Source organism: Roseibium algae (genome assembly GCF_037783265.1).
Classification (GTDB): domain Bacteria; phylum Pseudomonadota; class Alphaproteobacteria; order Rhizobiales; family Stappiaceae; genus Roseibium; species Roseibium algae.
On sequence record NZ_JBAKIA010000002.1, the window covers coordinates 366,281 to 391,634 of the forward strand.

Genomic DNA, 25,354 nt, shown 5'->3' on the forward strand with positions numbered 1-25,354 from the left:
GGCTGCCTTCCCCTTCTTATTTACATGCTCACAGCCTGAAGGACGGGACCGGAAAGGCTCCGTGCGAGTTCATCGACGCTCATAACGCTATCAACTGGACCAACGGCTGTCAGCGTCGGCGTTGAATCGATGAAGGTCTCATGGGCAACACGGCGAATGTCATCGACAGTCACAGCTTCAATCTTCTCGGAAATCTCTTCTATGCTGAGGATACGACCGTGAACAAGAACCTGCCGAGCAATCTGACCTGCACGGGCAGTCGGGCTTTCCAGGGCCATCATCAAGCCAGCGCGGATCTGCGCACGGGAACGAGCCACTTCCTCTAAGCTGATCGTATCCCCAGCTGCGCGAAGCTCTTCGACGATCACAGGCATTAATGCTGCAATGTCTTCCTGGCTGGTTGCCGCGTGGACACCAAACATGCCTGTGTCAGAGAAAGCCCAGTGAAAGGAATAGATAGCGTAGCAAAGGCCGCGTTTTTCTCGGATTTCCTGGAACAGACGCGAGGACATCCCTCCGCCAAGGACCGATGCCAGGATCTGGATCGCGTAATAATCCTTGGACTTATACGGCCGCCCTTCAAAACCGATCAGGATCTGAGCTTCCATAAGGTCTTTGGTGAGTTTTTGCTCACCGCCCCTATAGATGGCCGGCGTTTCCTTTTCCGCTGGCAAGGCAGACACGGACTTGAACTTCTCTTTGGCCAACTCTACCAGCTCATCATGATCTACAGCCCCAGCCGCCGACAAGACCATGTCGGGCCCGCGATACCTATCCTGAAGATAACTGTTCAGCGCATCCCGGGAGAAGCTCTTGACCGTCTCTGGGGTTCCCAAAATGGGCCTTCCAAGCGCCTGTTCCGGCCAGGCAGCTTCTTGAAACAGATCAAATGCGCGATCATCCGGACTGTCATAGGCTGCGCCTATTTCCTGAAGGATCACATGCTTTTCTCGAACAAGTTCATCCTTGTCAAAGGCTGAGTTCTGTAAAATATCAGCAAGCAGATCAACAGCGAGCGGCAAATCCTCGGCAAGAATTCGGGCATAATAATTCGTGTGTTCGATGCTTGTGGAGGCATTCAGCTCGCCGCCGACCGCTTCGATCTGTTCTGCAATCTCGCGAGCGCTCCGAGACAAGGTGCCCTTGAACGCCATATGCTCAAGCAAATGTGTAATGCCGTTCTGGTCCGGGTTTTCGGCGCGCGATCCGGTGCGAATCCAGACCCCCAAGGCCACTGTCTTGAGATGCGGCATCTGGTCAGTCACGACCGTCATACCATTTGCCAACGTCGTCGTGCGAACCTGCATCCTTAAACTCCGCTATGCACGGCGCGGGCATGCTGTTCGATGTGACGTTCGATAGCATCCTGCTCCGCGGGCAAGACTTCCTGACGTTCTTCTGCTGTCATCATAGGCTGAAGCTCCAGCGGCAATTCCGGACGAACACCGCAGGCTGCTTCCACCGCGTCCGGGAATTTTGCCGGATGGGCTGTCCCAAGAATGATCATCGGCGTTTTCCCATCGTCATGTGACTTTGCCACATGAACGCCAATCGCCGTATGCGGATCCAGCAGATAGCCGTTTTCATTCAATGTAGACGCAATGGTATCTGCGGTTTCGGCCTCGTCGCAACGCCCCGCAGCAAAACTTGTGCGCATGGCCTCCATTGGACCGGACTCAATGGTGAAACTGCCCGATTGGCTCAATTGGTTCATCATACGACGAACAGCTTCACCATCCCGGCCGCAGACTTCGCTCAGCAACCGCTCGAAATTGGACGAGATCTGAATATCCATCGATGGTGCAGATGTTGCGGTGACACCGCGCATTTCATATCGACCGGTTTCAAGTGTCCTTGCCAAGATGTCATTGACGTTGGTCGCGACAACCAGCTTCTCAATCGGCAGGCCCATCTGCATGGCGGCATAGCCTGCAAAAATATCGCCAAAATTGCCTGTCGGAACCGTAAACGACACTTTGCGATGTGGCGCACCGACCGCAACGCCTGAGACAAAATAATAGACGATCTGAGTCAGAATGCGCGCCCAGTTGATCGAATTCACGCCCGACAAGGCAACCCGGTCGCGGAAGCCGAAGTTGTTGAACATTCCCTTCACGATGGATTGGCAATCATCGAAATTTCCGGTCAAGGCCAGCGCATGTACATTATCTTCTGAGGCCGTGGTCATCTGACGGCGCTGCACCGGTGACACACGTCCATCCGGGAATAGAATGAAAATATCGGTCCGCTCGCGGCCACGGAAGGCTTCAATCGCAGCGCCGCCTGTATCGCCAGACGTCGCGCCCACGATGGTCGCGCGCAACCCGCGCTTGGTAAGCACATGATCCATCATGCGGCCGAGGAGTTGCATGGCAACATCCTTGAACGCCAGCGTCGGGCCATGAAAAAGCTCAAGAATAAAGCGGTTCGGTGTGATCTGAACCAACGGGGTCACCGTATTATGACGAAAGCCATCATAGGATTCCTGGATCATCGCCCGGAGTTCATCATCCTCGATCTCGCCAACGACAAACGGCTGAATGACCTCGAAGGCTACATCCGCATAAGCCATACCGGCGAAGGATGCGATTTTATCGGCGTCGAAGACCGGCCATGTCTCGGGGAGATAAAGGCCGCCATCGCGCGCCAATCCCTGCAATAGAACCTCAGAAAATCCGAGAACAGGTGCTTCACCGCGCGTACTGAAGTATTTCACCGACCGATTGCCTCCAAACTTTCTTAACTCTTTGAACCATTCGGTTCCCGGCGCACCCTAGAGCAAACTTAGCCGGAATTAAAACAAAACCCTCTCCAAAAAGATCCCTTTCTTGAGGATTTAATCTATCGAAACAAAAGTTAGGCGTGCCCAGCCTCGCCAAACAGCATAGCTGGATCAATGCCAATTGACTGCAATGCCTTTTGCCACTTGTTCTCAGAGACAGGATCGAACACCAATTCCTTGCTCGCAGGGCTTGTCAGCCAGCCATTTGCCTGAATTTCACTTTCCAGCTGGCCGGGCGCCCATCCGGAATACCCAAGCGCCAGCAAGGCAGATTCTGGTCCACGGCCGTCAGCCATGGCTTTCAGGATTTCAAGCGTTGCGGTCAAGCAGATGCCGTCGTTGATCTCAAGCGTGGATTTGTCCAGAACATAGTCATCTGTATGTAAGACAAAGCCCCTTTCCACCTCGACAGGCCCCCCCTTGTGAACGTTCATTTCACGGACTTTCGGTGGCAAGCGAACAGCGCTGTCATTGTCGAGGATGCTAAGTTGAAACAACAAATCCTCGAGATTCAAATGACGGGCCACCTGATTTAGAACCAGCCCCATTGCCCCCTGCTCGGTGTGGGAACACATGTAAATGACAGAGTGGTCGAAGCGTCCGTCGTCCATATTCGGCATCGCGATCAGAAACTGACCTTCGAGCGTTTGCGTCATTTCGGCTCCTTCGTGAAATCCCGCCAAGGAAACACCCGTAGCGCTCCACATACAGAATTTCAAAGCTTAAGTGCGATTTGCACACCGCAAGACAGACAGGATAGCCTGACTTTGCCAATTTGTTAACGCCGGGAATGAAGTGGAGCCAAACCTCATCCGAATTTCAAGCGTCAATCACCATTCTTTCACGCAGATATGAAGCGGGAATTCAACGGGAATGATGACGCGCGGCGGCCGATACGTTAGCAAAGGACATGCAAAGATATTTCCTCTCCATACTCGCAATTTCTGGCTTTCTTCTGGCTGGCCTTATACCAGTCAAGGCTGCTGTTTCTGAATGGGTTTCGGTTCATGGCGGTGCTGTGCGACTGATCGCATCAGGCCCGCCCGAAAACGGCATGTATAGAGCAGGTCTTGAGTTTTCATTGGAGCCGGGATGGCACACCTATTGGAGGTCCCCTGGTGAGTCTGGCATACCACCATCAATTCAAATCTCTGCCCCGGCAAATTTGGCCAGCAGCGCCGTGCTGTTCCCTGCACCGAAGCGCTATGATGACGGCTTTTCAAGCTCCATAGTTTATGAAGATGCAGTTGTGCTTCCTCTAGAGATCACTCCCGACAGCATTCGCAAGCCGATCGAGCTTTCAGTGACCGTTTTCTTCGGTATCTGCAAAGACATATGTGTCCCAGCAGACGCGGCCCTCACCCTGCAACTTAGCCCTGAGGCAAAACCTGACAAATTGGCGACCATGCTGATTGAACGGGACCGCGCCCTGGTCCCTGGCTCCGAAAACGACGAAGCACCAAGCATTGAGCGCGTTGAGGCAGAAACCACTGCAAAAGGCCATCATCTCGTCATCAGCGCTCTTGTGTCGCCGACTGATCAAGTCGACCTTTTCGCAGAGGGGCCAGACGGATCTTATATCGCTTTGCCAAAGCTTGAAGAGCGTGCCGGTACGCATGCCGTCTGGTCTTTGTCTACACGCGGCCTTGCCCGCACAGATACGGGCTCAAGCCTGACCTTTGTTCTCATCGATGGGACTAGATCCATCGAAAGCCGCTTTGAAGTCCCAGCCGAAATGCTATCACCTGAAAAATAATTCAATAATTGGCAGGCTTGTATTGATTGTGCCCTCGACCTTCTTGCGACAAGAACCTATTTGATAGGTGAAAGCTCTCACACAAGGCTGAGGGCCGTACAAGGAGACAGGTGAATGAGCATCAAGGTAGGCGACAAGCTTGCAGAAGCAACTTTCAAGACCATGACTGCAGATGGTCCTGCTGAAATGAGCACCAAAGATCTGTTCGGCGGAAAGACTGTTGTCCTTTTCGGCGTTCCAGGAGCTTTCACTCCCACCTGCCATATGAACCACCTGCCAGGTTTCATTGAACACGGCGACACCATCAAGGCAAAGGGCGTTGACACCATAGCCGTTGTTTCCGTTAACGACATCTTTGTCATGGACGCTTGGTCAAAAGCATCCAATTCTTCTGGTATCGAATTCCTCTCCGATACAGACGCAGCTTTCGTCAAAGACCTGGGCCTTGGGCTTGATGCTCCAATCTTCGGCCATACACGGTCCCAACGCTTTGCATTGATTGCCAAAGATGGTGAAGTGACATTTGTCAGCGTCGAGGAAACACCTAGCGACGCAACAGCCACTGGCGCAGCTGCCATCATTGCTGCGCTTTAAGGTCGACTGAGGCTAAAAAGAAACAAGAATAGGGGAGCCCAAATTGCTCCCCTATTTATTTGTCCTGTTTGCGAAACAGCGTTGTCGCATAAGTGAGATATACGCCCAGCAATGTTGCTGCCAAACCGAACCAGGTCAAAGCGTAGCCCAGGTGGTCATTCTTAAAACGAACGACTGTTTCTCCAGCCTGAGGCAATCCTCCTGGCCCGGTAAACTCATGATCGACATCGATGCTGAACGGCGCCAAATCGCCTGTGCCAAGACCGATCACATCCGCCATGTGGTCTGTGTCCCTTGCAAACCAAATGCGCTTTTCACGATCAGCTTCCGGGGTTGTCCAATTCGGCTTTTCCGATTTGCGTAACAGACCGCGCAGTTCAAACTCTCCTTCAGGTGCCTCTTCCAAGCGTTCAAAATCGGAAGACACCAGCCCTTGAGGCACAAACCCGCGATTGATCATCACACGCCAGCCTGCATCTGTTGTAAATGGGCTATAAACCAGAAATCCGGGACCATCATAAGCCCCTTTCGAGTGCCCCAGAGCTGTATAGTAATAAGCCGCTCCTGGAAGATAGTGACCCTTCACCGAGACATGGCGGTAGTCTGCGGCTTTAAGAGCGGACGTATCGCCCCACTCCCCGGGTTCGGGAGCAGGCACGGCCGGTGTTTTTACACCCTCATCCACCTTAGCAATAAGCGCTTCTTTTTCTGCCATTCTCCGCACCTGCCAGAACCCAAGGTTAAGCAGAATAGCAAGGCCAATTACCGCTGCGATCGTTGGGATCAACAGGCTGCGGAACGGCGATGGAACTGGCTTGGCTGGTGAAGACATCAGTTATTTTCCCTGTTCAACTGCGATCGCCATCATCATTATCCAGTGCACCTTCTTGTGCATTGTGCCGATGCTGCATCGCGATCATGAGGCCCTTCAATGGGCGCAAGATCGCTCCTGCCAGAATGATCGTCAGAGGCAACCAAATAACCATGTGCAGCCATATCGGTGGCTGGTAGGCCAGTTCCACGGCCAGAACCAAGCCCACGATTATGAAGCCGACCAGCATGATTACGAAGACTGCAGGCCCGTCGCCGCTATCGGCAAAATCAAAATCGAGATTACACGTGGAGCACCTATCCCTTAGTCCAATAAATCCCTTGAACAACTTCCCCTGTCCGCAGCGAGGGCAGTGGCCGGACAGGCCCGCTGTTACTGGATTAATCGGCGGATAATGAGCCTTGTCAGACATAGAATTCATTCCCGGGAAGGGCCCTGACGGGCGTGCAGTCTCAAAAAATGAAAACGCCCGACCCGCGATGCGGATCGGGCGTCAAATTTTCAATCCAGCGTCGTCTTAGTGAGCTGGAGTGCCGGCGCCCCAAACGTAGATCGCAACGAAGAGGAAGAGCCATACCACATCAACAAAGTGCCAATACCAAGCTGCAGCCTCGAAACCGAAATGCTGCTCTTTGGTGAAGTGACCGGCAAGAGCGCGGAACAGACACACGGCCAGGAAGATTGTTCCAACAATCACATGGAAGCCATGGAAGCCGGTCGCCATGTAGAACGTCGCACCGTAGATGTTGCCACCAAAGTCAAAAGCTGCGTGGCTATATTCATAGGCCTGACAGATACTGAAAATGACACCCAGGATAACGGTAAGCACCAGGCCCCACTTCAAACCTTCGCGGTCATCGTGCAAAAGAGCATGGTGTGCCCAGGTCACGGTTGTACCGGATGTCAAAAGAATGAGCGTGTTCAGCAGTGGCAGATGCCAAGGGTCAAACGTTGCAATGCCCTCAGGAGGCCAGACACCGCCAGTGGCTTCAAAGCGTGCATAATTGATGACCTCATGAGAGAACAGAGACGCATCAAAATAGGCCCAGAACCATGCTACGAAGAACATCACTTCGGACGCGATAAACAGCAACATTCCATAACGCAGGTGCAGAGACACAACCCGTGTGTGATGACCTTCATGAGCTTCACGAATAGTGTCGCGCCACCAAGCGTACATCACATATAGTACGATTAGCAGGCCAACTGCGAACAGCCCCCAGCCGGTCAGATCAAGACCAAAGAGAACGAATTCCTCTCCCTGACCCAACTTCATAAATCCGATCGCACCAAGCGCCATGATGAACGCGCCGACAGATGCCAGGAAAGGCCACGGGCTGGGTTCAACCAGGTGGTAATCGTGATTATTGGTATGTGCCTCAGCCATCGGCATGCTCCCCAAACACAAATTTGTCCGACACTATCATAGCGTCGGGCTTAAAGCTTCGTTTCAGCGGCGGGTTGATCTGCCCGAGCCGTAACAGGTTGTTCCGATGTTTCCACCGGGAAGAAAGTATAGGACAGCGTAATTTCCTTTACGTGATCCAGTTCGGGATCGTTGTCCATATCCGGATCGACGAAGAAGACGACCGGCATATCTACCGTTTCTCCAGCTTCCAGTGCTTGCTCCGTAAAGCAGAAGCACTCTAGCTTATTGAAATAGGCACCCGCGACATTCGGAGTGACGTTGAAAACAGACGTTCCAACAGTGCGGGCAGAACCTATGTTGGTTGCAACATACGACAACCTGGCCGTCTCGCCCATGTCCATCGTAAGATTTCTTTGGGCTGGTTTAAAATCCCAACCCAACTCGTGATTGACGTTGCCATCGAAGCGAATGGTGATCTTGCGATCAATTACCCGTTCGCTCTCGTTTTCAGCGACCTGGGTCGTTCCGCCGAATCCTGTGACTTTGCAGAACAGATTATAAAGTGGAACGGCTGCATAAGCGGCACCGACCATACAAAAGAAAAGTCCTGCGCATGCAAGACCAACAGTGGTGTTGCGGCGCTGAGCCGTTTTCTCATCTGGCCGTTTCATTTCACTCATACTGATCCTCAAAGAGCTCTGTTCAAAATTTCGGGTCCCATTTTCACAATAGTCACAACGTAGAACAGAATAACCAATGCACCCAAAGTAAGCGCAATGGCGAGCGAACGGGAGCGCCGACGCTTCACCTGCCCCTCTGTTAGCCTTATGCCTTTTTCTTCGCTCGTCATTTGTTTCACAGACCTGCCACAAGGCTTTCCGCCAACAAAATGGCGAAGAGCATAAAGAGATAGAAGATGGAATAGGCAAAGAGACGCGTTGTTGCCTTGCGGGCCGGCTCACCTTCACGAAGACGCCAGACGTTCACTGCCAGGCCGAGAAACGCAGCACCAAGTCCAGCTGATGCGACACCATAAACAATCCCGGCAAACCCAATAAAGTATGGTGAGACTGCCAGCGGCACGAGGACGAGGGAGTAGCCGAGGATCTGATTACGGGTAGAATTCTCTCCGGCCACGACAGGCATCATCGGAACACCGGCAGCCTTATAGTCGGCGTTTTTAAACAGAGCTAAAGCCCAAAAATGCGGCGGTGTCCAAATAAAGATAATCAGGAAGAGCACAAAGCTCTCCAAGCTTACGCCACCTGTGACGGACGCCCAACCGATCATTGGCGGGAAGGCACCAGCAGCACCGCCGATCACAATGTTCTGCGGCGTCGAACGCTTAAGCCACATGGTGTAGACGATCACATAGAAGAAAATTGTAAAAGCCAGAAAAGCGCCAGCAAACCAGTTCACCAAAAGACCGAGGGTCGCAACCGAACCGATGGACAAGGTTATGCCAAAGGCAAATGCTTCGTCGCGGCTAACTTTTCCTGCCGGAATTGGTCGTTTTGCGGTGCGCGACATGATCTGGTCAATGTCAGCGTCGTACCACATGTTCAGAGCGCCTGATGCACCTGCGCCGATTGCAATGCATAGCAGCGCGACGCCACCGATCACAGGATGCAGCTGCCCAGGCGCGAGCATCATGCCGACAAACGCGGTAAAGATCACCAGGGACATGACACGCGGCTTCAACAGCGCGATGTAGTCACCAACAGATCCCTGCCCGCCATCCCAGACGAGGCTATCCGTATTGATCGTATCCTGGCGCTCGACGAGCGACATGGGCGCGTCCCTTGTTCTTTTGTTTCTTGGCCTCAGACCATGGCTCAAACTGAACTGGCCTATTGCTTCTTAAAGGAGCACCGCGCCGAATATCGGCGCGGTGTGTTCTCAAGCCATCAGACATGATCTGACGGGGAAACCTGACGGGCTTACTTGATCCGTGGCAGAGTTTCGAACTGGTGGAACGGCGGCGGTGATGTCAGCGTCCATTCCAAAGTGGTTGCACCTGGTCCCCAAGGATTATTTCCAGCCACGCGCTTCTTGGCGAAGGCTTCGACAATTCCGAAGATGAAGACCAGCACAGCAAAGGCCGAGATGTACGAACCGATAGACGACACCATGTTCCAGCCATGCAGAGCATCCGGATAATCTGCATACCGACGTGGCATACCGTTCATTCCCAGGAAGTGCTGTGGGAAGAACACCAGGTTCACACCAACGAATGTGATCCAGAAGTGCAATTTACCGATCGTCTCATTGTACATGTAACCGAACATTTTCGGGAACCAGTAGTACCAAGCTGCGAAGATCGCAAACACCGCTCCAAGAGACAGAACGTAGTGGAAGTGAGCCACAACATAATATGTATCATGGAAAGCACGGTCGAGACCGGCATTTGCCAACTGCACCCCGGTCACACCACCAACGGTGAACAGGAAGATGAAGCCAACAGCCCAGACCATAGGCGTTTTGAACTCAATGGAACCGCCCCACATGGTCGCAATCCAGGAAAAGATCTTCACGCCAGTTGGAACCGCGATCACCATAGTGGCTGCCACGAAGTAGGCTTGCGTCTCAACCGACATCCCAACGGTATACATGTGGTGAGCCCACACAATGAACCCGACAACACCAATTGCAACCATCGCATATGCCATTCCAAGGTAACCGAAAATCGGCTTGCGAGAGAAGGTCGAGATGATGTGGCTGATGATACCGAAGCCTGGGAGGATTAGAATATACACTTCTGGGTGACCGAAGAACCAGAACAAATGCTGGAACAAGATCGGATCACCGCCACCGGCAGGATCGAAGAATGTCGTTCCGAAGTTACGATCTGTCAGAAGCATGGTGATCGCACCAGCCAAGACAGGCAGGGATAGCAACAACAGGAAAGCCGTGATCAAAACAGACCAGGCAAACAGAGGCATCTTGTGCAGGGTCATACCCGGCGCACGCATGTTGAAGATGGTAGTGATGAAGTTGATCGCACCCAAGATCGATGACGCACCAGCCACATGAAGTGACAGAATTGCGAGATCCATCGCCGGGCCCGGCTGACCTGAGGTCGAAAGAGGAGGATAGATAGTCCAGCCCCCACCGGTCCCGAGGTTTCCTGGAGGTCCCTCAACGAAGAGCGACAGCAGAAGCAGGATAAAAGCGGGTGGAAGCAGCCAAAACGAAATGTTGTTCATCCGCGGAAACGCCATATCCGGCGCGCCGATCATGATCGGCACGAAGTAGTTGGCATATCCACCGATCATCGCGGGCATGACCATGAAGAAGATCATGATCAATCCATGCGACGTAGTGAAAACGTTAAACGTATGGGCGTTGGAGAAAATCTGCATGCCTGGTTCTTGAAGTTCCAGACGAATTCCAACACTTAGTGCGCCCCCAACGATCCCGGCAAAGATCGCAAAGAACAGATACATAATTCCGATATCTTTGTGGTTCGTCGAATAGACGTACCTGCGCCACCCTGTCGGATGGTCATGTGCCGCATGCGCATCGGTCGCAGCCATTGTGTGCTCCCTCGTTGGACTTACCGGCTGCGCACTTCATCCAGCAGAATAGAAGTGCGCGCCTGCAATTGATGATCTGTCGGTCTATTTAGAGGCGACAGCGATTTCGTCTAGTGAACGCGTCGCAGCCAGCTTCTTATCGGCGGCGATTGAAGCCTGCAGCTGCTTGTTCGCTTCGTCGATGTCGTCGTTGGCGGCTGCAGCCCAGGCATCAAACTGTTCTTGCGTCACAACGCGCAGGGCAATTGGCATAAACGCATGATTGATGCCGCAGAGCTCAGAGCACTGACCGTAATAAACACCCGTTTCACGCGCCCGGAACCAGGTCTCATTCAAACGACCAGGGACTGCATCGATTTTGACACCGAAGGCTGGCATCGCGAAAGCGTGCAGCACATCTTCGGCTGTCACTTGCACCCGAACGGTCTTGTCGACAGGTATGATCAGATCATAATCGGTTGCGAGTAGGCGTGGCACTTCTGCAAGGGGAACACCTCGCTCTTCGGCTGCTTCGGCGCGATCTTCGTCTGCTAGCATATACGATTCAAAATAAAGGCCATCCATGCCTTCATCCGTGTACTCGTAGCCCCAGTACCACTGAAACCCAGTCGCCTTGACGGTCATGTCGTATTCAGGAATTTCCAACTGCTTATAGAGCAGACGGAAAGAAGGAATCGCGATCACAACCAGAATCAAAATTGGTGCAATCGTCCAAACGATCTCAATCATCGTGTTGTGCGACGTACGAGACGGCACCGGATTGGCTTTGGAGTTGAACTTGAATATAACAACCAGCAATAGAGCCAACACAAACAACGTTGTAATCGTGATGATCCAAAGGGTCATGTTATTAAACCAAGTGATGTCATCCATCACTTCGGTTGCCGCAGCTTGAAAGCCCAGCTGCCACGGCACAAAGCCAGGCTCTTCTGCAAAAGCAGCGGCCGACCCGCCAGCAGTTGCGATCGCAAAAGCGACCATGTTGATGAGACGCTTGAAGATGGCCTTCACGTCCGCGCTCCCTTCCCTCAACCGCCATATTCTGGCGGGAAACTCATGCAAATTACCGAACCTGTTACGGCTCCGGCCAATGCTTGGTTCATGCGAGCAGCAAGTTTATGTGGCAAGCCCGTAAGAATAAACCGGTTTTGCCATATAATACTCACAAACACGCACTATGTGCGATTGGACCTTATGCCAAAGCGGCGATGTGACGCAGTTTAGGCAAAAACTCCCTTATGCCGCACAAAAACCACAAGAAACGCAAAGCTGCAATGGCCTTAACGTGTTTTCGGGTACCTCTTGGCACCTCAAACAGTTGATTAACATCAAGGACAGTGGATTTATGGTAAAAATCCGGAGTCTGCTGCCCTGTCAATTCATCGGGGCTGGTAACAGCTGCAACAATGCGGCTATCTTGCACCCAGATTTTTTTGGTCGATTCGCCTTTGCGATTGCTTTTGCGCTTCATGCGCCGCTGAGCCTTTATCGCAGACGTGATTGGAGGAATACCCTTGCTAAGCCGTTTGTCATCCATAGGAGCCTGCGCGGCCATCGCCGTCACTCTAGGCATTACAAGCCTCTTGCCAGCACCAGCCATGGCCCAGGGTGAAGTAAAGTCCACCCACGGTGACTGGCAAATGCGCTGCGACACACCACCAGGTGCTGCGAGTGAACAATGTGCGCTCATCCAGAATGTGACCGCTGAAGATCGTGAAAACGTTGGGCTTTCGGTGATCATCCTGAGAACAGCAGATAAACAAGCGCGTATTTTGCGCGTTTTGGCTCCGCTGGGCGTGCTTTTACCATCCGGCCTCGGCCTTCGGGTCGACAATGCAGACATCGGGCGTGCCGGTTTCGTCCGCTGCCTGCCAAATGGCTGTATTGCAGAGGTTATTCTGGACGATGAGCTTATTGAAAAACTTAAAGGCGGATCTCAGGCCACCTTTATTATATTCCAGACGCCTGAAGAAGGAATCGGCATTCCGATTTCCTTGAACGGGTTCTCCGCAGGCTTCGCAGCCCTTCCCTGAATAAGGTGCTTTTTAGCCAATTTTCAGATTGCCCAGAGTTAAAGTGATTGGCCCAAAGGCCAGTCACTCGCCACGATTCTTTGATTCGATGACTGTTTCATCAGTCGCTCGCCGCCGTGGCGTTACTCCATGAAGGCGGTCCGCGCCGGCAAAAAGACCTTCAGTCAGCTGCATCTGCAATCTCTCCTCATCCCGTCGCCGAACGTCTTCTTCGATCTGCGCGATACGGTCCAGCGGTGTTCCCAGAGATTCAAGAGCCGCCTTACCAAAGGCCAGGCTTGATTCAAAAGTCTCGCGGATCTGATAATCTACGCCCTTTCGCGTCAACTCCAGTGCATGAGCCCGGTCCGTCGCCCGGCAAAAGACCAGAGCACCCGGGAAACCATCGCGAATAAGATCAATCGACCGCCCCATGACGCGATCATTTTCAATACACATTGCGATTAGAGCGGCTTTGTTTGCACCGGCAGCAGCCAGCACATCGGCCCTTGTGGCGTCGCCGTAATAGATTTTGTATCCAAGCTTACGGGCGTAAGCGATGCGGTCCGGCCTGTTGTCAATTGCCCGGACTTCGAGCCCTTCAGACGTCAGGATTTGTGCGACAGTCATGCCGAAACGCCCAAAGCCGACAACGACGACAGTCGGTGCCGCGTCCTCGAAAGTTTCAATGACTGGATTTTCGACCCCACTTTGTTTCAAGCGCTCTGCCACCCAATCCAGACCAAGACATGCAAGCGGTGTCATCAGCATGGTCAGGATCACTATTGAGTTCAATAGATTGGCGGTTTCAAACGGCAGAATCCCAGCACCAATGGCAGCCGTGAAGAGAACAAAAGCAAATTCACCGCCCTGAGGCAGGGTAACAGCAACGCGGAAAGCATCCGAATTGGAGGAACCGCTTCCCCGGGTCAAACCCCATAGAAACACCCCCTTTATGAGCATGACAGCCAAAACACCGCATACGATCAGCCAGAGATTGTCCATCAAGATGGAAAAATCCAACGACATACCGACTGCAACGAAGAACAATCCCATCAAAAGAGAACGGAACGGCTCAATGTCAGCTTCCAAAGTATGCCTGAAGCTGGATTCCGCCAAAAGCACACCTGCCAGGAAAGCCCCGAGTGCCATGGACAGACCAACTGCATGCATGATCCAAGCGCTGCCAAAGGCCACCAGCAACGCTGCTGTAAGCATGATTTCCCGCGCACGACTGGATGCCAGAAGCGAGAACAACGGCGATGCCAGATAACGGCCCGCCAGAATGACACCTGCAATAGCACCCAGGATAACGGCGACTTCACCTGCGATCTCAATCGCCGTGGAGGGTCCCTCCTGTGGAGCCAGGATAGCGATCATGGCCAAGAGCGGCACAATCGACATGTCCTGAAACAGCAATATCCCGAAAGCCCGTTGGCCATATGGAGAGGACAATTGCCCACGCTCCTGAAGGATCTGAAGTGCGAATGCGGTCGAAGAAAGCGCCAGACCAAAGCCTGCTACCAATGAGACTTCACGAGAAAATCCGAGATAGTAACCAAGTGCATAAAGCGACAAGCCTGTCAGCACGACCTGAGCCGCTCCTAGACCGAAAATATCCCGCTTCATCCGCCACAATTTTTGCGGATCAAGTTCGAGCCCGATCACAAACAAAAGCAGAACAACGCCCAACTCGGCGACATGCAAGACATCTTCTCCGGAGCCAAGATATCCCAGACCGAATGGTCCGATAACTGCTCCGGCGGCCAGATAGCCGACCACAGATCCCAACCCAAGACGTTTGGCAACAGGCACCGCGATCACGGTTGCCGAGAGGAAAATAATCGTTTCGGTAAAAAACGGAGGCACACCCTCGACTGCCATCTTCTCTCCCGATTGGCTCTCTTCAATGCTTGATCAAAAGAAAGACTAACAGTCATTTCTAAATAAACTCAAAGCAAAGAAGAAACTTATCGTGAGATCGAAAAACCTGCTTCAGCCAAAAATGTCAAAAGCTCCTCTGGGGTCGTGTAGAGATGTGCATTCAGTCCTGCTTCTCTAGCACCATTAACATTGTCAATTCTATCATCTATAAAGAGTGTGCACTCAGGTTTATGGCCGTAGCGCTCACAAACTCTAAGGTAAACTGAGGGCTCTGGCTTGCGAGCTTTGAACTCTGCAGAAACATGGGCTCGCTGACCAAAGATCTCAATCGTCTCCGGCGCACATATTGGCAGTGCTTTTTTCAGTAGCATGCCGTTATTGGTCAACAGCGCAACTTCGGTACTTAGCTTCAATTCGCGAGCGATCTGCAGGACATTCAACCGAGGGGTCATCATTTGACGACGTATGTCAGCCCAGGTCTGAAAATCGATTGGATAACCCAGCAGCTTGGCGAATTGTGCCAGATACCCCTCCGCCGTGTCCGGCTCTCCTGCCTCTGCAAGATTTTCATGGGGACCACCCCAAACCGCACCATCAATATCAGCGGCCGAACGGCCTGTAAGCTGTTCCAGCAATTGCAGGCGGACATTGTGCTCATAGTCGTAGAGCACTTTATCCATATCGAAAATGATGAATTTAATCTCAGTCAAGTCAGCAACTCCGGAACGAAGACCTCAAGCGTGATCGAGAAATCGTCTTCGAAGAAGTTTATGTCAGCGCGCTCATGACAGCCTTTTGATAGGCAGCACGATTTGTCAGACGTTCATACCAGGCTTCCAGATGCGGCAAGTCCGGACGCTGGATCTCCATGCTGAACCAAGCATAGGCAAGGCACCCCAAAGGAATATCGCCCACACCGATATTGTCTCCAGACATATAAGGCTTTTTCGACAGAGCGGCATCAGCGATCGCAAATTGGGTCGAACAATGATCAATTCCGAGTTTAATTGCGTCCTGATCGCGGTCTGCCGGAGCAGTCCGCAAGATGTTCCAGAACAGATTGCGAAACGGCAATCCGAATGAAAACGTGGTCCAGTCCATCCACTGATCAGCTAACGCCCAACTTTCCGGATCTTCGACCATGAAGGGGGCCTTGCCGTATTTCCGAGCAAGATATCGAACGATTGCGTTGGATTCCCAAATGACGAAACTGCCATCACGCAAGCATGGGATCATTCCGTTTGGATTGAGCGCAAGATACTCTGGGCTATCGACCAGACCGAATGCTCCACCGGCATCAACCTGTTGGTAATCCAGCCCCAGCTCTTCAAGACACCACAGGACTTTTCGAACGTTAGAGGAATTGATGCGTCCCCAAACGGTGATGTTGCTAGTCATAATTTTTCCGAATTGCCTTTGAGTACAAAAACTAAAGAAATTGATCCGCAGATAACCCAGACTAGACCGCTGTCCCGCCGATGGTCAGGGCATTGATCCGCATTGAGGGCTGACCAACACCGACAGGAACCCCCTGCCCTTGCTTGCCGCATGTGCCCATGCCTGGATCAAGCTCCATGTCATTGCCAATCATGGAAATGCGCGTCAACGCATCCGGGCCATTGCCGATCAGCATGGCTCCCTTAACTGGTTCGATAACCTTGCCGTTGCGCACCCTGTAGGCTTCCGTGCAGGAGAACACGAACTTTCCGCTGGTAATATCGACCTGGCCGCCACCGAAGGACACGGCATAAATGCCATCTTTCACGGAGCTGAGAATTTCATCCGGTTCTTTGTCGCCCGACAGCATGACTGTGTTAGTCATCCGGGGCATCGGGATATGGGCATAGGACTGACGCCGACCGTTTCCGGTTGGCTTCATGCCCATCAGTCGCGCGTTCTGTCGATCCTGCATATAGCCGGTCAAGATACCATCCTCAATCAGAGGCGTACGGGCTGCCGGTGTTCCCTCATCATCAACCGTGAGACTGCCACGCCGGTCGGGGATTGTTCCATCATCAATGATCGTCACCCCTGGAGATGCGACCCGCTTGCCCATCAGACCCGCAAAGGCAGATGTCTTCTTGCGGTTGAAATCTCCCTCAAGGCCATGCCCGACAGCCTCATGCAGCAAAATACCCGGCCAGCCAGGGCCAAGTACCACATCAAAGGTCCCTGCAGGGGCTGGAACGGCGTCAAGATTGACCAGCGCCTGACGCAAAGCTTCATCAACCCCGGCCTGCCAGTTCTCAGGAGTGATGAACCGGGTAAACCCCTCACGGCCACCACAGCCGAAAGATCCAGATTCCTGGCGCTCTTCTGATCCGGCAATCACGTTGATGCTCATTCTAACCATGGGGCGTACATCACGGACCCGGTGACCGTCGGCGCGCAAGATGTCAACCACTTGCCAGGAGCCGGCCAGTGAAGCAGTCACCTGACGGACCCTTGGATCCAGGTCGCGTGCGTAGGCATCAATTTCCTGAAGCAGTTTGACCTTGTCTTCGAATGACGGACCTCCCAGCGGGTTCACATCGCTGTAGAGTGTGTTGTTTGTGCGGGATGGAGCTGCGGCATAGGTACCAGTATGCCCAGACTTGACAGCACTCACCGCATCAGCGGCGCGTTTAAGCGCGCCTTCCGAAATTTCACCTGCGTGGGCATAGCCCGCGGCCTCGCCAACAACCGCGCGCAGGCCAAATCCCTGCGCCGTGTCGTAGTTGGCGCCCTTTAGGCGACCATTGTCAAAGACCAGACCTTCCGACTGACGGTATTCAACAAACAGCTCACCATCATCAGCGCCATCAAGGGCCTCAGATGTAATTCGCTTTGCCGTTTCCAGGCCAAGACCGGAGGATTCAATGAGATCGGTGCTGATATCGCTCATGGTAAGCCCTGTTCCACATACATCGCATCCCCGCACTGTTACGGCAAAGGACGGTTTTCATTCTGTTGCTCTTAACATAGGTCATTGGGCAGAAATTTCACGCGAAAATCAGTGTTCTCCACTTGCGCCGCACTAAACTTGAATATAATATTCATATTATAAATGATCGCCAAACCGACAGATCATCCGTCTTGCCACGACAGCGTCGGCCTTCACAGAAGCGCTGAACACGCCCAGCAGCCATAGGCATTCCCTGAACTACAGACCTGCACCCAATTGATGGGCACAGAATGATCCCTGCCGCCACCTTGCGATGGACTATAATGACAAACACTAAAGACACCAGTGATGAGCCCCTGGCTGACCGCTTGCGCTCACTTAATCCTCTGAACGCCTATATGGCCGCCTGCGGAGACGGCCCTGACCCAAGACTTGCAAAAGCCTTAGCCCAGACAGGCTCCGTTTCCGGTGAGCCTGTGAGCACGACGCAAGGGGCAGGCAACGTTATCACAGTAGACTTTGCCAGCACGAAGGACCGATCCAGAGCCAGGAGGGATGCCGCCGCCTCGGCGGATAAGGTGACGTGAAATCCATCCTTGTGGCTCTCCACATCGTAGCATGCCAGCCGGACCTGCTTATCTGCAAGGATCTGGCTGACGATGGCCAACGCTGGAGTGATATGTCTCATTGCACCAGTCAGCGCGCCAAAATGATCGAGGCAGCCAAAAGCCAATTGCCCGATTGGTCCGTTGTCATGGCCCGTTGCCGTTATCTCATGAACCGGGATGGCAGAAGCCTTGCCATCTTTTGACCTTTGAACGCCAAAAGCTCAACATATGTCTTTGATACTTGCCCTTGAATGAACGAATGCATAGGATCGCAGAACAAACGCAAGCTCCTTTCCATGACGGCTGAGCTCTGCCTTAACTGCATATCCGGCGATAAGAAAATGATGAACCGTTTAGAAAACCCGCGCATTCCAAGCGAGGCTCGTGTCCGCTACCTTGATGGCGACTTTCAAGTCGAAGCACCCGGAACATTTGTCCGCTGCGCAGTCACCAGCTCTGCTATTCCTCTCGATGAGTTGAAATACTGGTCTGTCGAACTGCAAGAAGCCTATTTGGATGCGGAAACTTCTTTGAAGCGCTACAAGGACACACGGCCAAGCTGATGTTAAACCCGGCTTCGCTGAGTTTAACATCAGCCCTGTGCATCAAACGCTCTAGAGCGGAGCTTGTCCCGAATGATGCTGAAGAGTTGTTCCTCGCCCTCAATCTCCATACTGACGGCCAGAACCTCAGAGCGAGCCGCAAGCCAACGGAATATTTCAGGCCCAGCAGTTTTAAGTCGCGCCATGTCTTTTGATGTCGTGACAAGCTGCAAGCCCTCTGCTTCAGCAACTTTCAAAAGCTCTTCGACCTCACTCACCTGGAAACTGTGATGGTCTGGAAAAGCCCGCGTCTGGGCGATCTCAAGGCCTTCTTTTTCGAGAGTTTGAAAGAATTTTCCAGGCCGCCCGATACCCGCGAAAGCCAAGAGAGGCTTGTCTCTTAGCTCAGGCTGGATTTCCGGCTTCAAGTGGGCGTGTAAAATTGGCAACCCCTTGCGCGCTGCCAGATGAACGGTTTCATCGGCCGCATCCCCTTCGCCAACCAATATGAGAACATCCGTCATAACAATCTGCGCCGCCATGGGCGCGCGCAGTGGACCAGCAGGCAGGCATTTGCCATTACCAAGCCCCGTTACCGCATCGACCAGGGCAATGGACAGGTCTTTCGCCAAGGCAGGGTTTTGAAAGCCATCATCCATGATGAGGATGTCAATTTCCGATTGCTCAGCATGTTTGGCCCCCTGCACCCTGTCTGCCGAGACCACGGTCGGAGCCTCTTGCGCCAGAAGCAAGGCCTCATCTCCCACGACAGAGGCATCATGTTGATCCAAGTCCACCAGAAGTGGACCAGTTGCGCTGCCACCATAACCACGCAAGATAAACCCTGGAGAAAAGCCCTCGTCTTTTAGGCGATCCGCCAACGCCAGGGCAAAAGGTGTCTTTCCAACGCCACCGAGCACAAAGTTGCCAATACAAATAACTGGAAGAGACGATTTGCCGAGCGGCTTTTGCAGCATTCTACGGCCAGAGGTTCGGCCATATAACAGACCAGGCAAGGCAAGGAGCGCCGATTGCCAGCTCCATCCCTGTCGCCACCAGAAATCGGGCGCTTTATTCATCAGCGTTCGACCTCTTCGCCTTTGCTCAACGAGATTGGAAGAAGCGGCTCAAGGAGATCAAGTGTTCTCTGTAGAGCTCCCCGCCCGCTGTCGATCACTGTACGAGCCTTTTCCGCTTGCAGATCCCGGGCAACAGGATCGTCCAACAGTCGCAAGACATGATCAGCAAGTTGTCCTGGCTGTTCAACCCGTATCGCGCCACCATCCAGCCACAGAGATTTATAAACGGGCCGCGCATTGGCCACCTTTGGCCCGCTCAAGATAGCAGAGCCAAAGCTCGCCGCTTCCACAGGGTTATGTCCGCCAACATCGACGAAGGACCCGCCCAGAAAAGCGACATTTGCAGCTGAATAAAAAAGGTTCATTTCACCAAGGGTATCACCGAGGTAGACACGAGTCTCACTGTTGATGACTTCCTTCGCACTCCGACGCGCAACCTTTAATCCTTGTCTCGCGATCAGGTCGCAAATCTCATGAGTTCTTGCCGGGTGCCGCGGCACGAGCATCAGGAGGAGATCAGGCCTTTCCCTCAACAGTGCCCGGTGCGCTTGGAGAACAATCTCATCCTCCCCGGGATGGGTCAGCGCTGCCAACCAGACGGGCCGTTCAGCCAATGAACTTGTCAGCTCACGAAGCGAGTCCTGATCTGCAGTTTCCGGCACAGCATCAAATTTCAAATTACCAGGATGCTCAACCTTGCGACATCCAAGTTCTGCAAGACGCTCGGCATCAGCACTGCTTTGCGCCAGAGCCAGGTCCATCTTGCCAAATAGATACCCAGCCGCCCCGGAGAAGCGCGACCAACCTTTGAACGATTTCTCAGACATCCGCCCGTTGACGATGCAAATCGGGCAAGCCTTACTTGCAAGGCTCTCGAGACAGGCAGGCCAAACTTCAGACTCCACGAGGATAGCAAGATCTGGCTGCCAAAATTTCAGAAAACGCTCCCAGTGCGGAAGCCGGTCAAAAGGTGCATATTGATGAATCGCGCCCTTTGGCAGTCTTTTGCCAGCCAGCTCCCCAGACGTTCGGGTCACAGTCGTCAGCAGAACAGTCATCCCCGCGCGCGTCAAAACCTCAATCAACGGCAGGACAGAACTTGTTTCCCCGACGCTTGCCGCGTGTATCCAGACCAACGGCCTGTCAGGCCGGTTATGTTCTGTAACGCTAAATTTCTCGCCAGAACGTGACGGGTCATCCTTTCCGGAACGACACCGGATAAAATGCATCAAGCGATATAGAGGTGCTGCCAGCCGCGACAGCGCCAGATACAGCGTCACCGAAAAGGGCCGCCGTTCAGCCATCGCTGCGACCGACAAGCTCATAGGCCCGCCGGGTCGTTGCGTTCAAACCGGCTTCCACCGCCAGGCGAGACGCCTCAACCGCATCATCATCTGCCTCGGGGTCCACATGGATCAGGTCGCCAATCGCGATTGCTCCGCAGCCAAACGGCAAATTAATGCTCGCCTTGTCCCAGGAATTCAACTCAATGCTGCGGCTCGTGGCTACAGCGACTGGCAAAATTGGTCTGCCGGAATGCTTTGCGAGTTGCACGATGCCTGCACCCGCCACTCGAGCTGGTCCCTTGGGCACATCCGCTGTCAATGCAACGTTTTCGCCTTTACGAAGTGTCCGCAGGGCTTCAATGAAACCGCGCATCCCGCCACGCTTAGCGATCTGATGAGCCTTCTGACTGCCTGACGCACGAATAAGGCCTAAGCCTAGTTTTTCGGCCGCGATTGCATTGATCTCACCATCTGCCGAGCGGGAAATCATGACACTCACAGAGTAGCCCTCAGGGCGTATAAAAGGCGCCATGAAATGCTGACCATGCCACATGGCAACGATCACCGGTACATCCTCGGAAAGCTCGTCATAAATACCTGGAGGGTCTATGACAAAGCGGTTCGATTTGTGAATGAACTTGAGATAAGCAGCCAAAAAACTGCCAACGGTCTTTAGAACGGCAGGATGTCGACCGAAACGTTTTAGCATCAGAGGTGTCCAGTGGGCCTTTTGCCCAGTTCTCAGCCAGTGGCTTCAGGGTCAAGCAGGCGATGCATATGCACAATGAAATAGCGCATATGCGCATTGTCTACGGTTGCCTGAGCCTTGCTTTTCCAAGCTACGCTCGCTTCGGCATAATTTGGATAGATGCCTACGATGTCAAGATCATCTAGGTCCCGAAACGTCAACCCATCCGGGCTTTCAAGTTCGCCACCAAACACGAGGTGGAGAAGCTGTTTAGGCTCTTTTGCTTCACTCATGGCTCAATTCTCGCTGGTTCGCATTATAATGGTCAGTCAGCCGACCAGTCTGGAAAGAATCTCACACACAGGCGAGACCAGTGGGTTCGGAGCGGCGATCAGCGCCGGATGGCGCGTAACGGGCCTGTTATAGAAAACACCTTGTTCGGACAGATCGGTCAGTCTACCGCCCGCTTCCTGCACCAAAAGATCCGCCGCTGCAAGATCCCAATCGCTTGCACCAGCCCGTGCGGCCGCAACATCGACGCGTCCAGCAGCCACCACAGCAATTCTGTAAGCCAGCGACCTGATGTTTTCCGAGCGTTCGAACCCAGCATCCAGAACATCCGTGTTCGCTGCAATTGAATGTGGACCAGTCAAACTAGCACCTGACAATCTGGTTTGATTGGAAGTGCTCAAGGTGCCTCCATTCAAGAGGCATCCACCATATTCCAATGCAGAGAACATTTCCTCGCGAACCGGACAAAACAGGGCAGCCGCGACTGGTCTGCCGTTTTCGACCACAGCCACGGAAACCGTCCATTCGGTGCCCCCGGCAAGGAAAGCCCTTGTTCCATCAATCGGGTCAACAATAAAAGTCCGGCGGCAAGCCAATCGACCCGGATTGTCAGTTGTTTCTTCGGACAGCCAGCCATAATCGGGACGCGCTTTTTGAAAGACCTCAGCCAAATAGGCATCAACCGCCATGTCTGCTTCGGATACCGGCGACTTATTGTCTTTAAACCAGGTTTTCGGTTCGCTGCCAAAGAATGTTAGAGCAAGCTTTCCAGCCTCTCGGGCAGTGTCTTCCAGAAGTGCCAGATCTTCAACATTCTCAAGCCTTGAGGCTTGTGCGTCATTCCCCGGCAATGGCAAGGCCCTCGATCAGCATGGATGGAACGGCAACGGAGTAACGGGCATCAAGATCACTGGCTGGCACCAAACGTGCAAACATGTCAGTCAAATTGCCGGCAATAGTGATTTCACTGACGGCCTGCACCGGTTCACCATTCTCAAACCAGAACCCGGCAGCACCGCGTGAGTAATCTCCGGTAACACCATTTACACCATGGCCAATCAGGTCCGTGACAAACAATCCTTCGCCAAGCTCTTTCATCATCTCTTCAGGAGACTTCTCGCCAGGCTGCATAGTTAGGTTCGTCGAGCCAGGAGATGTCCCGGAACTGCCCCGATTAGCGCGCCCGTTCGGCTCAAGACCCAACTCACGGCCCGTCGCACCATCCAGGAACCAATGTTGCAGCATACCATTTTCGATCATGTTCAGAACCGGGCCACCTGTGCCTTCGCCATCAAATGGCCGCGTTGCAGCCCCGCGCGGCTTGAACGGATCATCAACAATCTGGATGCTAGGGGCAAAGATCCTCTGGCCCATTTTTTCCCGCAGAAAGCTTGTCTTACGAGCAATCGAAGAGCCATTTACCGCACCAGCAAAATGCCCCAACAGGCTCCGCGCTGCGCGTGATTCATAAAGGACATTTGCTGTGCGCGTGGAGATCTTTTGCGGATTCAGGCGGCGCACTGCCCGTTCGCCAGCCCTGCGGCCGATATCCGCAGGATCTTCCATGTCTTCCTGGAACATACGATAGTCATAGTCATAATCCCGCTCCATGCCGGTGCCTTCACCGGCAACGGCTGTCATGGAAAGCCCATGGCGAGAACTCATGTAGGCACCAGAAAAACCATGACTGGTCACCAAAACAACGCCAGACCGACGCCAGGACGCCCCGGCTCCACCTGATTTGCTGACACCGGAAACAGACAATCCTGCCTCCTCAGCCTCCATTGCGAGTTCGGCAAGCGCTCCAGGCTCCATTACCGTGGGGTCCAGCATTTCAAGTTCAGGGAATTTCTTCAGAAGCAGCGCTGGATCCGCAAGGCTAGAAAATGGATCTTCAGGGGTAACCTTGGCCATGGCAACGGCGCGCTCAGCAAGGGCCTTTGGATCATCCAGTACGTTTGCAGAGACCGACGCTGTCCGCTTGCCCACGAATACGCGCAGCGTGACATCATCCCCCTCGGCTCTATCAGTCTCCTCGACCTTACCATCACGCACATCAACAGAAAGGGACACACCCGTGACAGCCACGGCATCGCATGCGTCTGCTCCTGCTTTCCTTGCTTCGTCAACAAGGCGAGCTGCCCGCGCTTCGAGTTCACTCTGATTGATTGTTTCTGACATCCGTCTTCAAATCTCCTGATGAAGGGCTTTCATAGGATGCTGCCCTTATCTAGGCAAGCGCTCTACCAACCAAGTTCCGGGTTACACGCAACGTATGTCGCCCCACTCATATAGATGCAAAATCGGCTGCGCCAAGCATATTAAGTAATTTTGAATACCCATAAACGAATACATAAATTTACTTATCGTCAACGATTCAAAGATTCATATTTCATAAATTAAAAATTGAGAGTTAAGTAACCCTATCGAAAATCAGAGTTTTTTAACTATGCTTGTTAAGTGGAATAGCATCCCTCCGGGCTATTCTCTCTCTATTCGCGAGACCACAAAAACAAACAAGGTCCGACGGAGAGGCACATGGGACGTCAAACAGCATTCGATATAGTAGAAGACAATGGGGCTGGGCAAATCTTTGCGCCAGAACCAGGTCATTTGCCAACAGCATTCCAAAGTCGTCTTCACGGCACCGCAGGGTCCGATATCGGTCCACTGCCGGTGCACGTGAAGCTGGACAGCCAGAATGTCTGTATCAGCCGCCTAGAGAACGGCACGCCAACAACCTTGATTGCACCTATCCATGCCTATTCAGGCGTGATGGTTCAAATCGAAGCATCTGAAGAACCAGGCGCAGTTGCAGCCCGGATTATCCTGAAGCACTCGGACCCGCAGTTCTGCGTGGTTCTGATAGAAACAGATCGACCTGAGCAACTGGCAACGTCCTGGCCAGCCTGGGCAACGGCTCTGTCCTTGCCAATGCTGGTCTGCGACACAGGTGGTGAAGTCAAACCGATTGAGGCTTTTAGGGCCTCACCGACAGGAAAACCTAATCCACGCCGCAAGCTCGCCCTGCTCACTGGTCGGCGCCCGCGCTTTCTTGTACTTCGTCACTCTGGCCATCCGAACCGGCAGGAGACCGTTTACAGCGGTGAACGCGAAATCATAGCTAGAAACTGAAGGGATTCAGGCGTCGTCCAAACACCACCAACGACGATGCTTTTTACCCTCCTTACCCGGCAGTTACTCCTAAAAT

Annotated in this window: 28 protein-coding genes; 7 read left to right on the forward strand and 21 right to left on the reverse strand. The window is 53.1% G+C overall.

Going from position 1 to position 25,354, the window contains the following annotated elements:
- Positions 1-20: 20 nt before the first annotated feature.
- The 3 genes from V6575_RS05380 to V6575_RS05390 form a co-directional block, all read right to left on the reverse strand.
- The gene (locus tag V6575_RS05380; RefSeq protein ID WP_340273102.1) at positions 21-1,307 is read right to left on the reverse strand and encodes a M16 family metallopeptidase; all 1,287 of its coding nucleotides are present in this window, start codon (positions 1,305-1,307) and stop codon (positions 21-23) included.
- A gap of 2 nt (positions 1,308-1,309) precedes the next feature.
- The gene (gene thrC / locus V6575_RS05385) at positions 1,310-2,716 is read right to left on the reverse strand and encodes a threonine synthase (protein WP_340273103.1); all 1,407 of its coding nucleotides are present in this window, start codon (positions 2,714-2,716) and stop codon (positions 1,310-1,312) included.
- 140 nt (positions 2,717-2,856) lie between these two features.
- A complete protein-coding gene (locus V6575_RS05390; protein ID WP_340273105.1) occupies positions 2,857-3,438 on the reverse strand; it encodes a YqgE/AlgH family protein in 582 nt (193 codons plus the stop codon).
- Positions 3,439-3,692: 254 nt separating this feature from the next.
- Here V6575_RS05390 and V6575_RS05395 point away from each other — a divergent pair, with 254 nt between their 5' ends.
- Positions 3,693-4,538, forward strand: a complete 846-nt coding sequence (locus V6575_RS05395; protein ID WP_340273106.1) for a protein-disulfide reductase DsbD domain-containing protein — start codon at positions 3,693-3,695, stop codon at positions 4,536-4,538.
- A gap of 114 nt (positions 4,539-4,652) precedes the next feature.
- Complete coding sequence (locus V6575_RS05400) at positions 4,653-5,132, forward strand: peroxiredoxin (protein WP_340273108.1); 480 nt, start codon at positions 4,653-4,655, stop codon at positions 5,130-5,132.
- A gap of 55 nt (positions 5,133-5,187) precedes the next feature.
- On the opposite strand, the gene V6575_RS05405 is transcribed toward V6575_RS05400, so the two are convergent.
- From V6575_RS05405 to V6575_RS05440, 8 genes are all read right to left on the reverse strand, one after another.
- The gene (locus V6575_RS05405; protein ID WP_340273109.1) at positions 5,188-5,964 is read right to left on the reverse strand and encodes an SURF1 family protein; all 777 of its coding nucleotides are present in this window, start codon (positions 5,962-5,964) and stop codon (positions 5,188-5,190) included.
- A 16-nt stretch (positions 5,965-5,980) separates the two neighbouring features.
- Positions 5,981-6,376: a DUF983 domain-containing protein gene (locus tag V6575_RS05410; RefSeq protein ID WP_422785521.1), complete on the reverse strand. Its 396-nt coding sequence runs from the start codon at positions 6,374-6,376 to the stop codon at positions 5,981-5,983.
- Between the two features lie 105 nt (positions 6,377-6,481).
- Positions 6,482-7,351, reverse strand: a complete 870-nt coding sequence (locus tag V6575_RS05415) for a cytochrome c oxidase subunit 3 (protein WP_340273112.1) — start codon at positions 7,349-7,351, stop codon at positions 6,482-6,484.
- Between the two features lie 50 nt (positions 7,352-7,401).
- Entirely contained in the window at positions 7,402-8,013 is a 612-nt protein-coding gene (locus V6575_RS05420) for a cytochrome c oxidase assembly protein (protein WP_340273113.1), read from the reverse strand.
- Positions 8,014-8,188: 175 nt separating this feature from the next.
- Entirely contained in the window at positions 8,189-9,124 is a 936-nt protein-coding gene (locus V6575_RS05425) for a heme o synthase (RefSeq protein ID WP_340273115.1), read from the reverse strand.
- Positions 9,125-9,273: 149 nt separating this feature from the next.
- The gene (gene ctaD / locus V6575_RS05430) at positions 9,274-10,869 is read right to left on the reverse strand and encodes a cytochrome c oxidase subunit I (RefSeq protein WP_340273117.1); all 1,596 of its coding nucleotides are present in this window, start codon (positions 10,867-10,869) and stop codon (positions 9,274-9,276) included.
- A gap of 84 nt (positions 10,870-10,953) precedes the next feature.
- Positions 10,954-11,850, reverse strand: a complete 897-nt coding sequence (coxB, locus tag V6575_RS05435; protein ID WP_340273356.1) for a cytochrome c oxidase subunit II — start codon at positions 11,848-11,850, stop codon at positions 10,954-10,956.
- A gap of 211 nt (positions 11,851-12,061) precedes the next feature.
- Complete coding sequence (locus tag V6575_RS05440) at positions 12,062-12,340, reverse strand: hypothetical protein (RefSeq protein ID WP_340273119.1); 279 nt, start codon at positions 12,338-12,340, stop codon at positions 12,062-12,064.
- A 43-nt stretch (positions 12,341-12,383) separates the two neighbouring features.
- On the opposite strand from V6575_RS05440, the gene V6575_RS05445 reads away from it, so the two are divergent.
- Positions 12,384-12,902, forward strand: coding sequence for an invasion associated locus B family protein (locus tag V6575_RS05445; protein ID WP_422785522.1), 519 nt, complete (start codon positions 12,384-12,386; stop codon positions 12,900-12,902).
- A gap of 63 nt (positions 12,903-12,965) precedes the next feature.
- On the opposite strand, the gene V6575_RS05450 is transcribed toward V6575_RS05445, so the two are convergent.
- From V6575_RS05450 to tldD, 4 genes are all read right to left on the reverse strand, one after another.
- On the reverse strand, positions 12,966-14,765 hold the full coding sequence (locus V6575_RS05450) for a monovalent cation:proton antiporter-2 (CPA2) family protein (RefSeq protein ID WP_340273120.1): 1,800 nt from the start codon (positions 14,763-14,765) through the stop codon (positions 12,966-12,968).
- An 86-nt stretch (positions 14,766-14,851) separates the two neighbouring features.
- Entirely contained in the window at positions 14,852-15,475 is a 624-nt protein-coding gene (locus tag V6575_RS05455; protein WP_340273121.1) for an HAD family hydrolase, read from the reverse strand.
- 58 nt (positions 15,476-15,533) lie between these two features.
- Positions 15,534-16,163 (reverse strand): glutathione S-transferase family protein, encoded by a 630-nt coding sequence (locus tag V6575_RS05460; RefSeq protein WP_340273122.1) that lies wholly within the window; start codon positions 16,161-16,163, stop codon positions 15,534-15,536.
- A gap of 61 nt (positions 16,164-16,224) precedes the next feature.
- Positions 16,225-17,649, reverse strand: coding sequence for a metalloprotease TldD (gene tldD, locus V6575_RS05465; protein WP_340273125.1), 1,425 nt, complete (start codon positions 17,647-17,649; stop codon positions 16,225-16,227).
- 323 nt (positions 17,650-17,972) lie between these two features.
- On the opposite strand from tldD, the gene V6575_RS05470 reads away from it, so the two are divergent.
- The 3 genes from V6575_RS05470 (at position 17,973) to V6575_RS05480 (ending at position 18,820) form a co-directional block, all read left to right on the forward strand.
- Positions 17,973-18,236 (forward strand): hypothetical protein, encoded by a 264-nt coding sequence (locus V6575_RS05470; protein WP_340273126.1) that lies wholly within the window; start codon positions 17,973-17,975, stop codon positions 18,234-18,236.
- Positions 18,233-18,460, forward strand: a complete 228-nt coding sequence (locus V6575_RS05475) for a hypothetical protein (protein ID WP_340273127.1) — start codon at positions 18,233-18,235, stop codon at positions 18,458-18,460. The genes V6575_RS05470 and V6575_RS05475 overlap by 4 nt, the downstream gene beginning before the upstream one ends.
- A 138-nt stretch (positions 18,461-18,598) precedes the next feature.
- Positions 18,599-18,820 (forward strand): DUF2093 domain-containing protein, encoded by a 222-nt coding sequence (locus tag V6575_RS05480; RefSeq protein ID WP_340273129.1) that lies wholly within the window; start codon positions 18,599-18,601, stop codon positions 18,818-18,820.
- Positions 18,821-18,849: 29 nt separating this feature from the next.
- On the opposite strand, the gene lpxK is transcribed toward V6575_RS05480, so the two are convergent.
- The 6 genes from lpxK to V6575_RS05510 are packed head-to-tail and all read right to left on the reverse strand — an operon-like array spanning position 18,850 to position 24,324.
- On the reverse strand, positions 18,850-19,878 hold the full coding sequence (gene lpxK / locus V6575_RS05485; RefSeq protein ID WP_340273130.1) for a tetraacyldisaccharide 4'-kinase: 1,029 nt from the start codon (positions 19,876-19,878) through the stop codon (positions 18,850-18,852).
- The gene (locus V6575_RS05490) at positions 19,878-21,203 is read right to left on the reverse strand and encodes a 3-deoxy-D-manno-octulosonic acid transferase (RefSeq protein WP_340273131.1); all 1,326 of its coding nucleotides are present in this window, start codon (positions 21,201-21,203) and stop codon (positions 19,878-19,880) included. Before V6575_RS05490 ends, lpxK begins: the two co-directional genes overlap by 1 nt.
- Positions 21,175-21,873 carry a lysophospholipid acyltransferase family protein gene (locus tag V6575_RS05495; protein WP_340273132.1) on the reverse strand — a complete coding sequence of 233 codons (699 nt, stop codon included), beginning with the start codon at positions 21,871-21,873 and terminating at the stop codon, positions 21,175-21,177. Before V6575_RS05495 ends, V6575_RS05490 begins: the two co-directional genes overlap by 29 nt.
- A 32-nt stretch (positions 21,874-21,905) precedes the next feature.
- The gene (locus V6575_RS05500) at positions 21,906-22,145 is read right to left on the reverse strand and encodes a DUF4170 domain-containing protein (RefSeq protein ID WP_340273133.1); all 240 of its coding nucleotides are present in this window, start codon (positions 22,143-22,145) and stop codon (positions 21,906-21,908) included.
- Between the two features lie 36 nt (positions 22,146-22,181).
- Positions 22,182-22,994: a 3'(2'),5'-bisphosphate nucleotidase CysQ gene (locus tag V6575_RS05505; protein WP_340273134.1), complete on the reverse strand. Its 813-nt coding sequence runs from the start codon at positions 22,992-22,994 to the stop codon at positions 22,182-22,184.
- Entirely contained in the window at positions 22,981-24,324 is a 1,344-nt protein-coding gene (locus V6575_RS05510) for a TldD/PmbA family protein (RefSeq protein WP_340273135.1), read from the reverse strand. Before V6575_RS05510 ends, V6575_RS05505 begins: the two co-directional genes overlap by 14 nt.
- A 357-nt stretch (positions 24,325-24,681) precedes the next feature.
- Here V6575_RS05510 and V6575_RS05515 point away from each other — a divergent pair, with 357 nt between their 5' ends.
- Complete coding sequence (locus V6575_RS05515) at positions 24,682-25,278, forward strand: DUF6101 family protein (RefSeq protein WP_340273136.1); 597 nt, start codon at positions 24,682-24,684, stop codon at positions 25,276-25,278.
- The last annotated feature ends 76 nt before the right edge of the window (positions 25,279-25,354 follow it).

Excerpts from the sequence above, each read along its gene's own strand:
- V6575_RS05380 (WP_340273102.1), bottom strand. The coding sequence starts at position 1,307 with ATGCAGGTTCGCACGACGACGTTGGCAAATGGTATGACGGTCGTGACT.
- V6575_RS05390 (WP_340273105.1), bottom strand. The coding sequence starts at position 3,438 with ATGACGCAAACGCTCGAAGGTCAGTTTCTGATCGCGATGCCGAATATG.
- V6575_RS05395 (WP_340273106.1), top strand. The coding sequence starts at position 3,693 with ATGCAAAGATATTTCCTCTCCATACTCGCAATTTCTGGCTTTCTTCTG.
- V6575_RS05400 (WP_340273108.1), top strand. The coding sequence starts at position 4,653 with ATGAGCATCAAGGTAGGCGACAAGCTTGCAGAAGCAACTTTCAAGACC.
- V6575_RS05405 (WP_340273109.1), bottom strand. The coding sequence starts at position 5,964 with ATGTCTTCACCAGCCAAGCCAGTTCCATCGCCGTTCCGCAGCCTGTTG.
- V6575_RS05410 (WP_422785521.1), bottom strand. The coding sequence starts at position 6,376 with ATGTCTGACAAGGCTCATTATCCGCCGATTAATCCAGTAACAGCGGGC.
- V6575_RS05415 (WP_340273112.1), bottom strand. The coding sequence starts at position 7,351 with ATGGCTGAGGCACATACCAATAATCACGATTACCACCTGGTTGAACCC.
- V6575_RS05420 (WP_340273113.1), bottom strand. The coding sequence starts at position 8,013 with ATGAGTGAAATGAAACGGCCAGATGAGAAAACGGCTCAGCGCCGCAAC.
- V6575_RS05425 (WP_340273115.1), bottom strand. The coding sequence starts at position 9,124 with ATGTCGCTCGTCGAGCGCCAGGATACGATCAATACGGATAGCCTCGTC.
- ctaD (WP_340273117.1), bottom strand. The coding sequence starts at position 10,869 with ATGGCTGCGACCGATGCGCATGCGGCACATGACCATCCGACAGGGTGG.
- coxB (WP_340273356.1), bottom strand. The coding sequence starts at position 11,850 with ATGGTCGCTTTTGCGATCGCAACTGCTGGCGGGTCGGCCGCTGCTTTT.
- V6575_RS05440 (WP_340273119.1), bottom strand. The coding sequence starts at position 12,340 with ATGAAGCGCAAAAGCAATCGCAAAGGCGAATCGACCAAAAAAATCTGG.
- V6575_RS05450 (WP_340273120.1), bottom strand. The coding sequence starts at position 14,765 with ATGGCAGTCGAGGGTGTGCCTCCGTTTTTTACCGAAACGATTATTTTC.
- V6575_RS05460 (WP_340273122.1), bottom strand. The coding sequence starts at position 16,163 with ATGACTAGCAACATCACCGTTTGGGGACGCATCAATTCCTCTAACGTT.
- tldD (WP_340273125.1), bottom strand. The coding sequence starts at position 17,649 with ATGAGCGATATCAGCACCGATCTCATTGAATCCTCCGGTCTTGGCCTG.
- V6575_RS05470 (WP_340273126.1), top strand. The coding sequence starts at position 17,973 with ATGACAAACACTAAAGACACCAGTGATGAGCCCCTGGCTGACCGCTTG.
- V6575_RS05480 (WP_340273129.1), top strand. The coding sequence starts at position 18,599 with ATGATGAACCGTTTAGAAAACCCGCGCATTCCAAGCGAGGCTCGTGTC.
- lpxK (WP_340273130.1), bottom strand. The coding sequence starts at position 19,878 with ATGAATAAAGCGCCCGATTTCTGGTGGCGACAGGGATGGAGCTGGCAA.
- V6575_RS05490 (WP_340273131.1), bottom strand. The coding sequence starts at position 21,203 with ATGAGCTTGTCGGTCGCAGCGATGGCTGAACGGCGGCCCTTTTCGGTG.
- V6575_RS05495 (WP_340273132.1), bottom strand. The coding sequence starts at position 21,873 with ATGCTAAAACGTTTCGGTCGACATCCTGCCGTTCTAAAGACCGTTGGC.
- V6575_RS05500 (WP_340273133.1), bottom strand. The coding sequence starts at position 22,145 with ATGAGTGAAGCAAAAGAGCCTAAACAGCTTCTCCACCTCGTGTTTGGT.
- V6575_RS05510 (WP_340273135.1), bottom strand. The coding sequence starts at position 24,324 with ATGTCAGAAACAATCAATCAGAGTGAACTCGAAGCGCGGGCAGCTCGC.
- V6575_RS05515 (WP_340273136.1), top strand. The coding sequence starts at position 24,682 with ATGGGACGTCAAACAGCATTCGATATAGTAGAAGACAATGGGGCTGGG.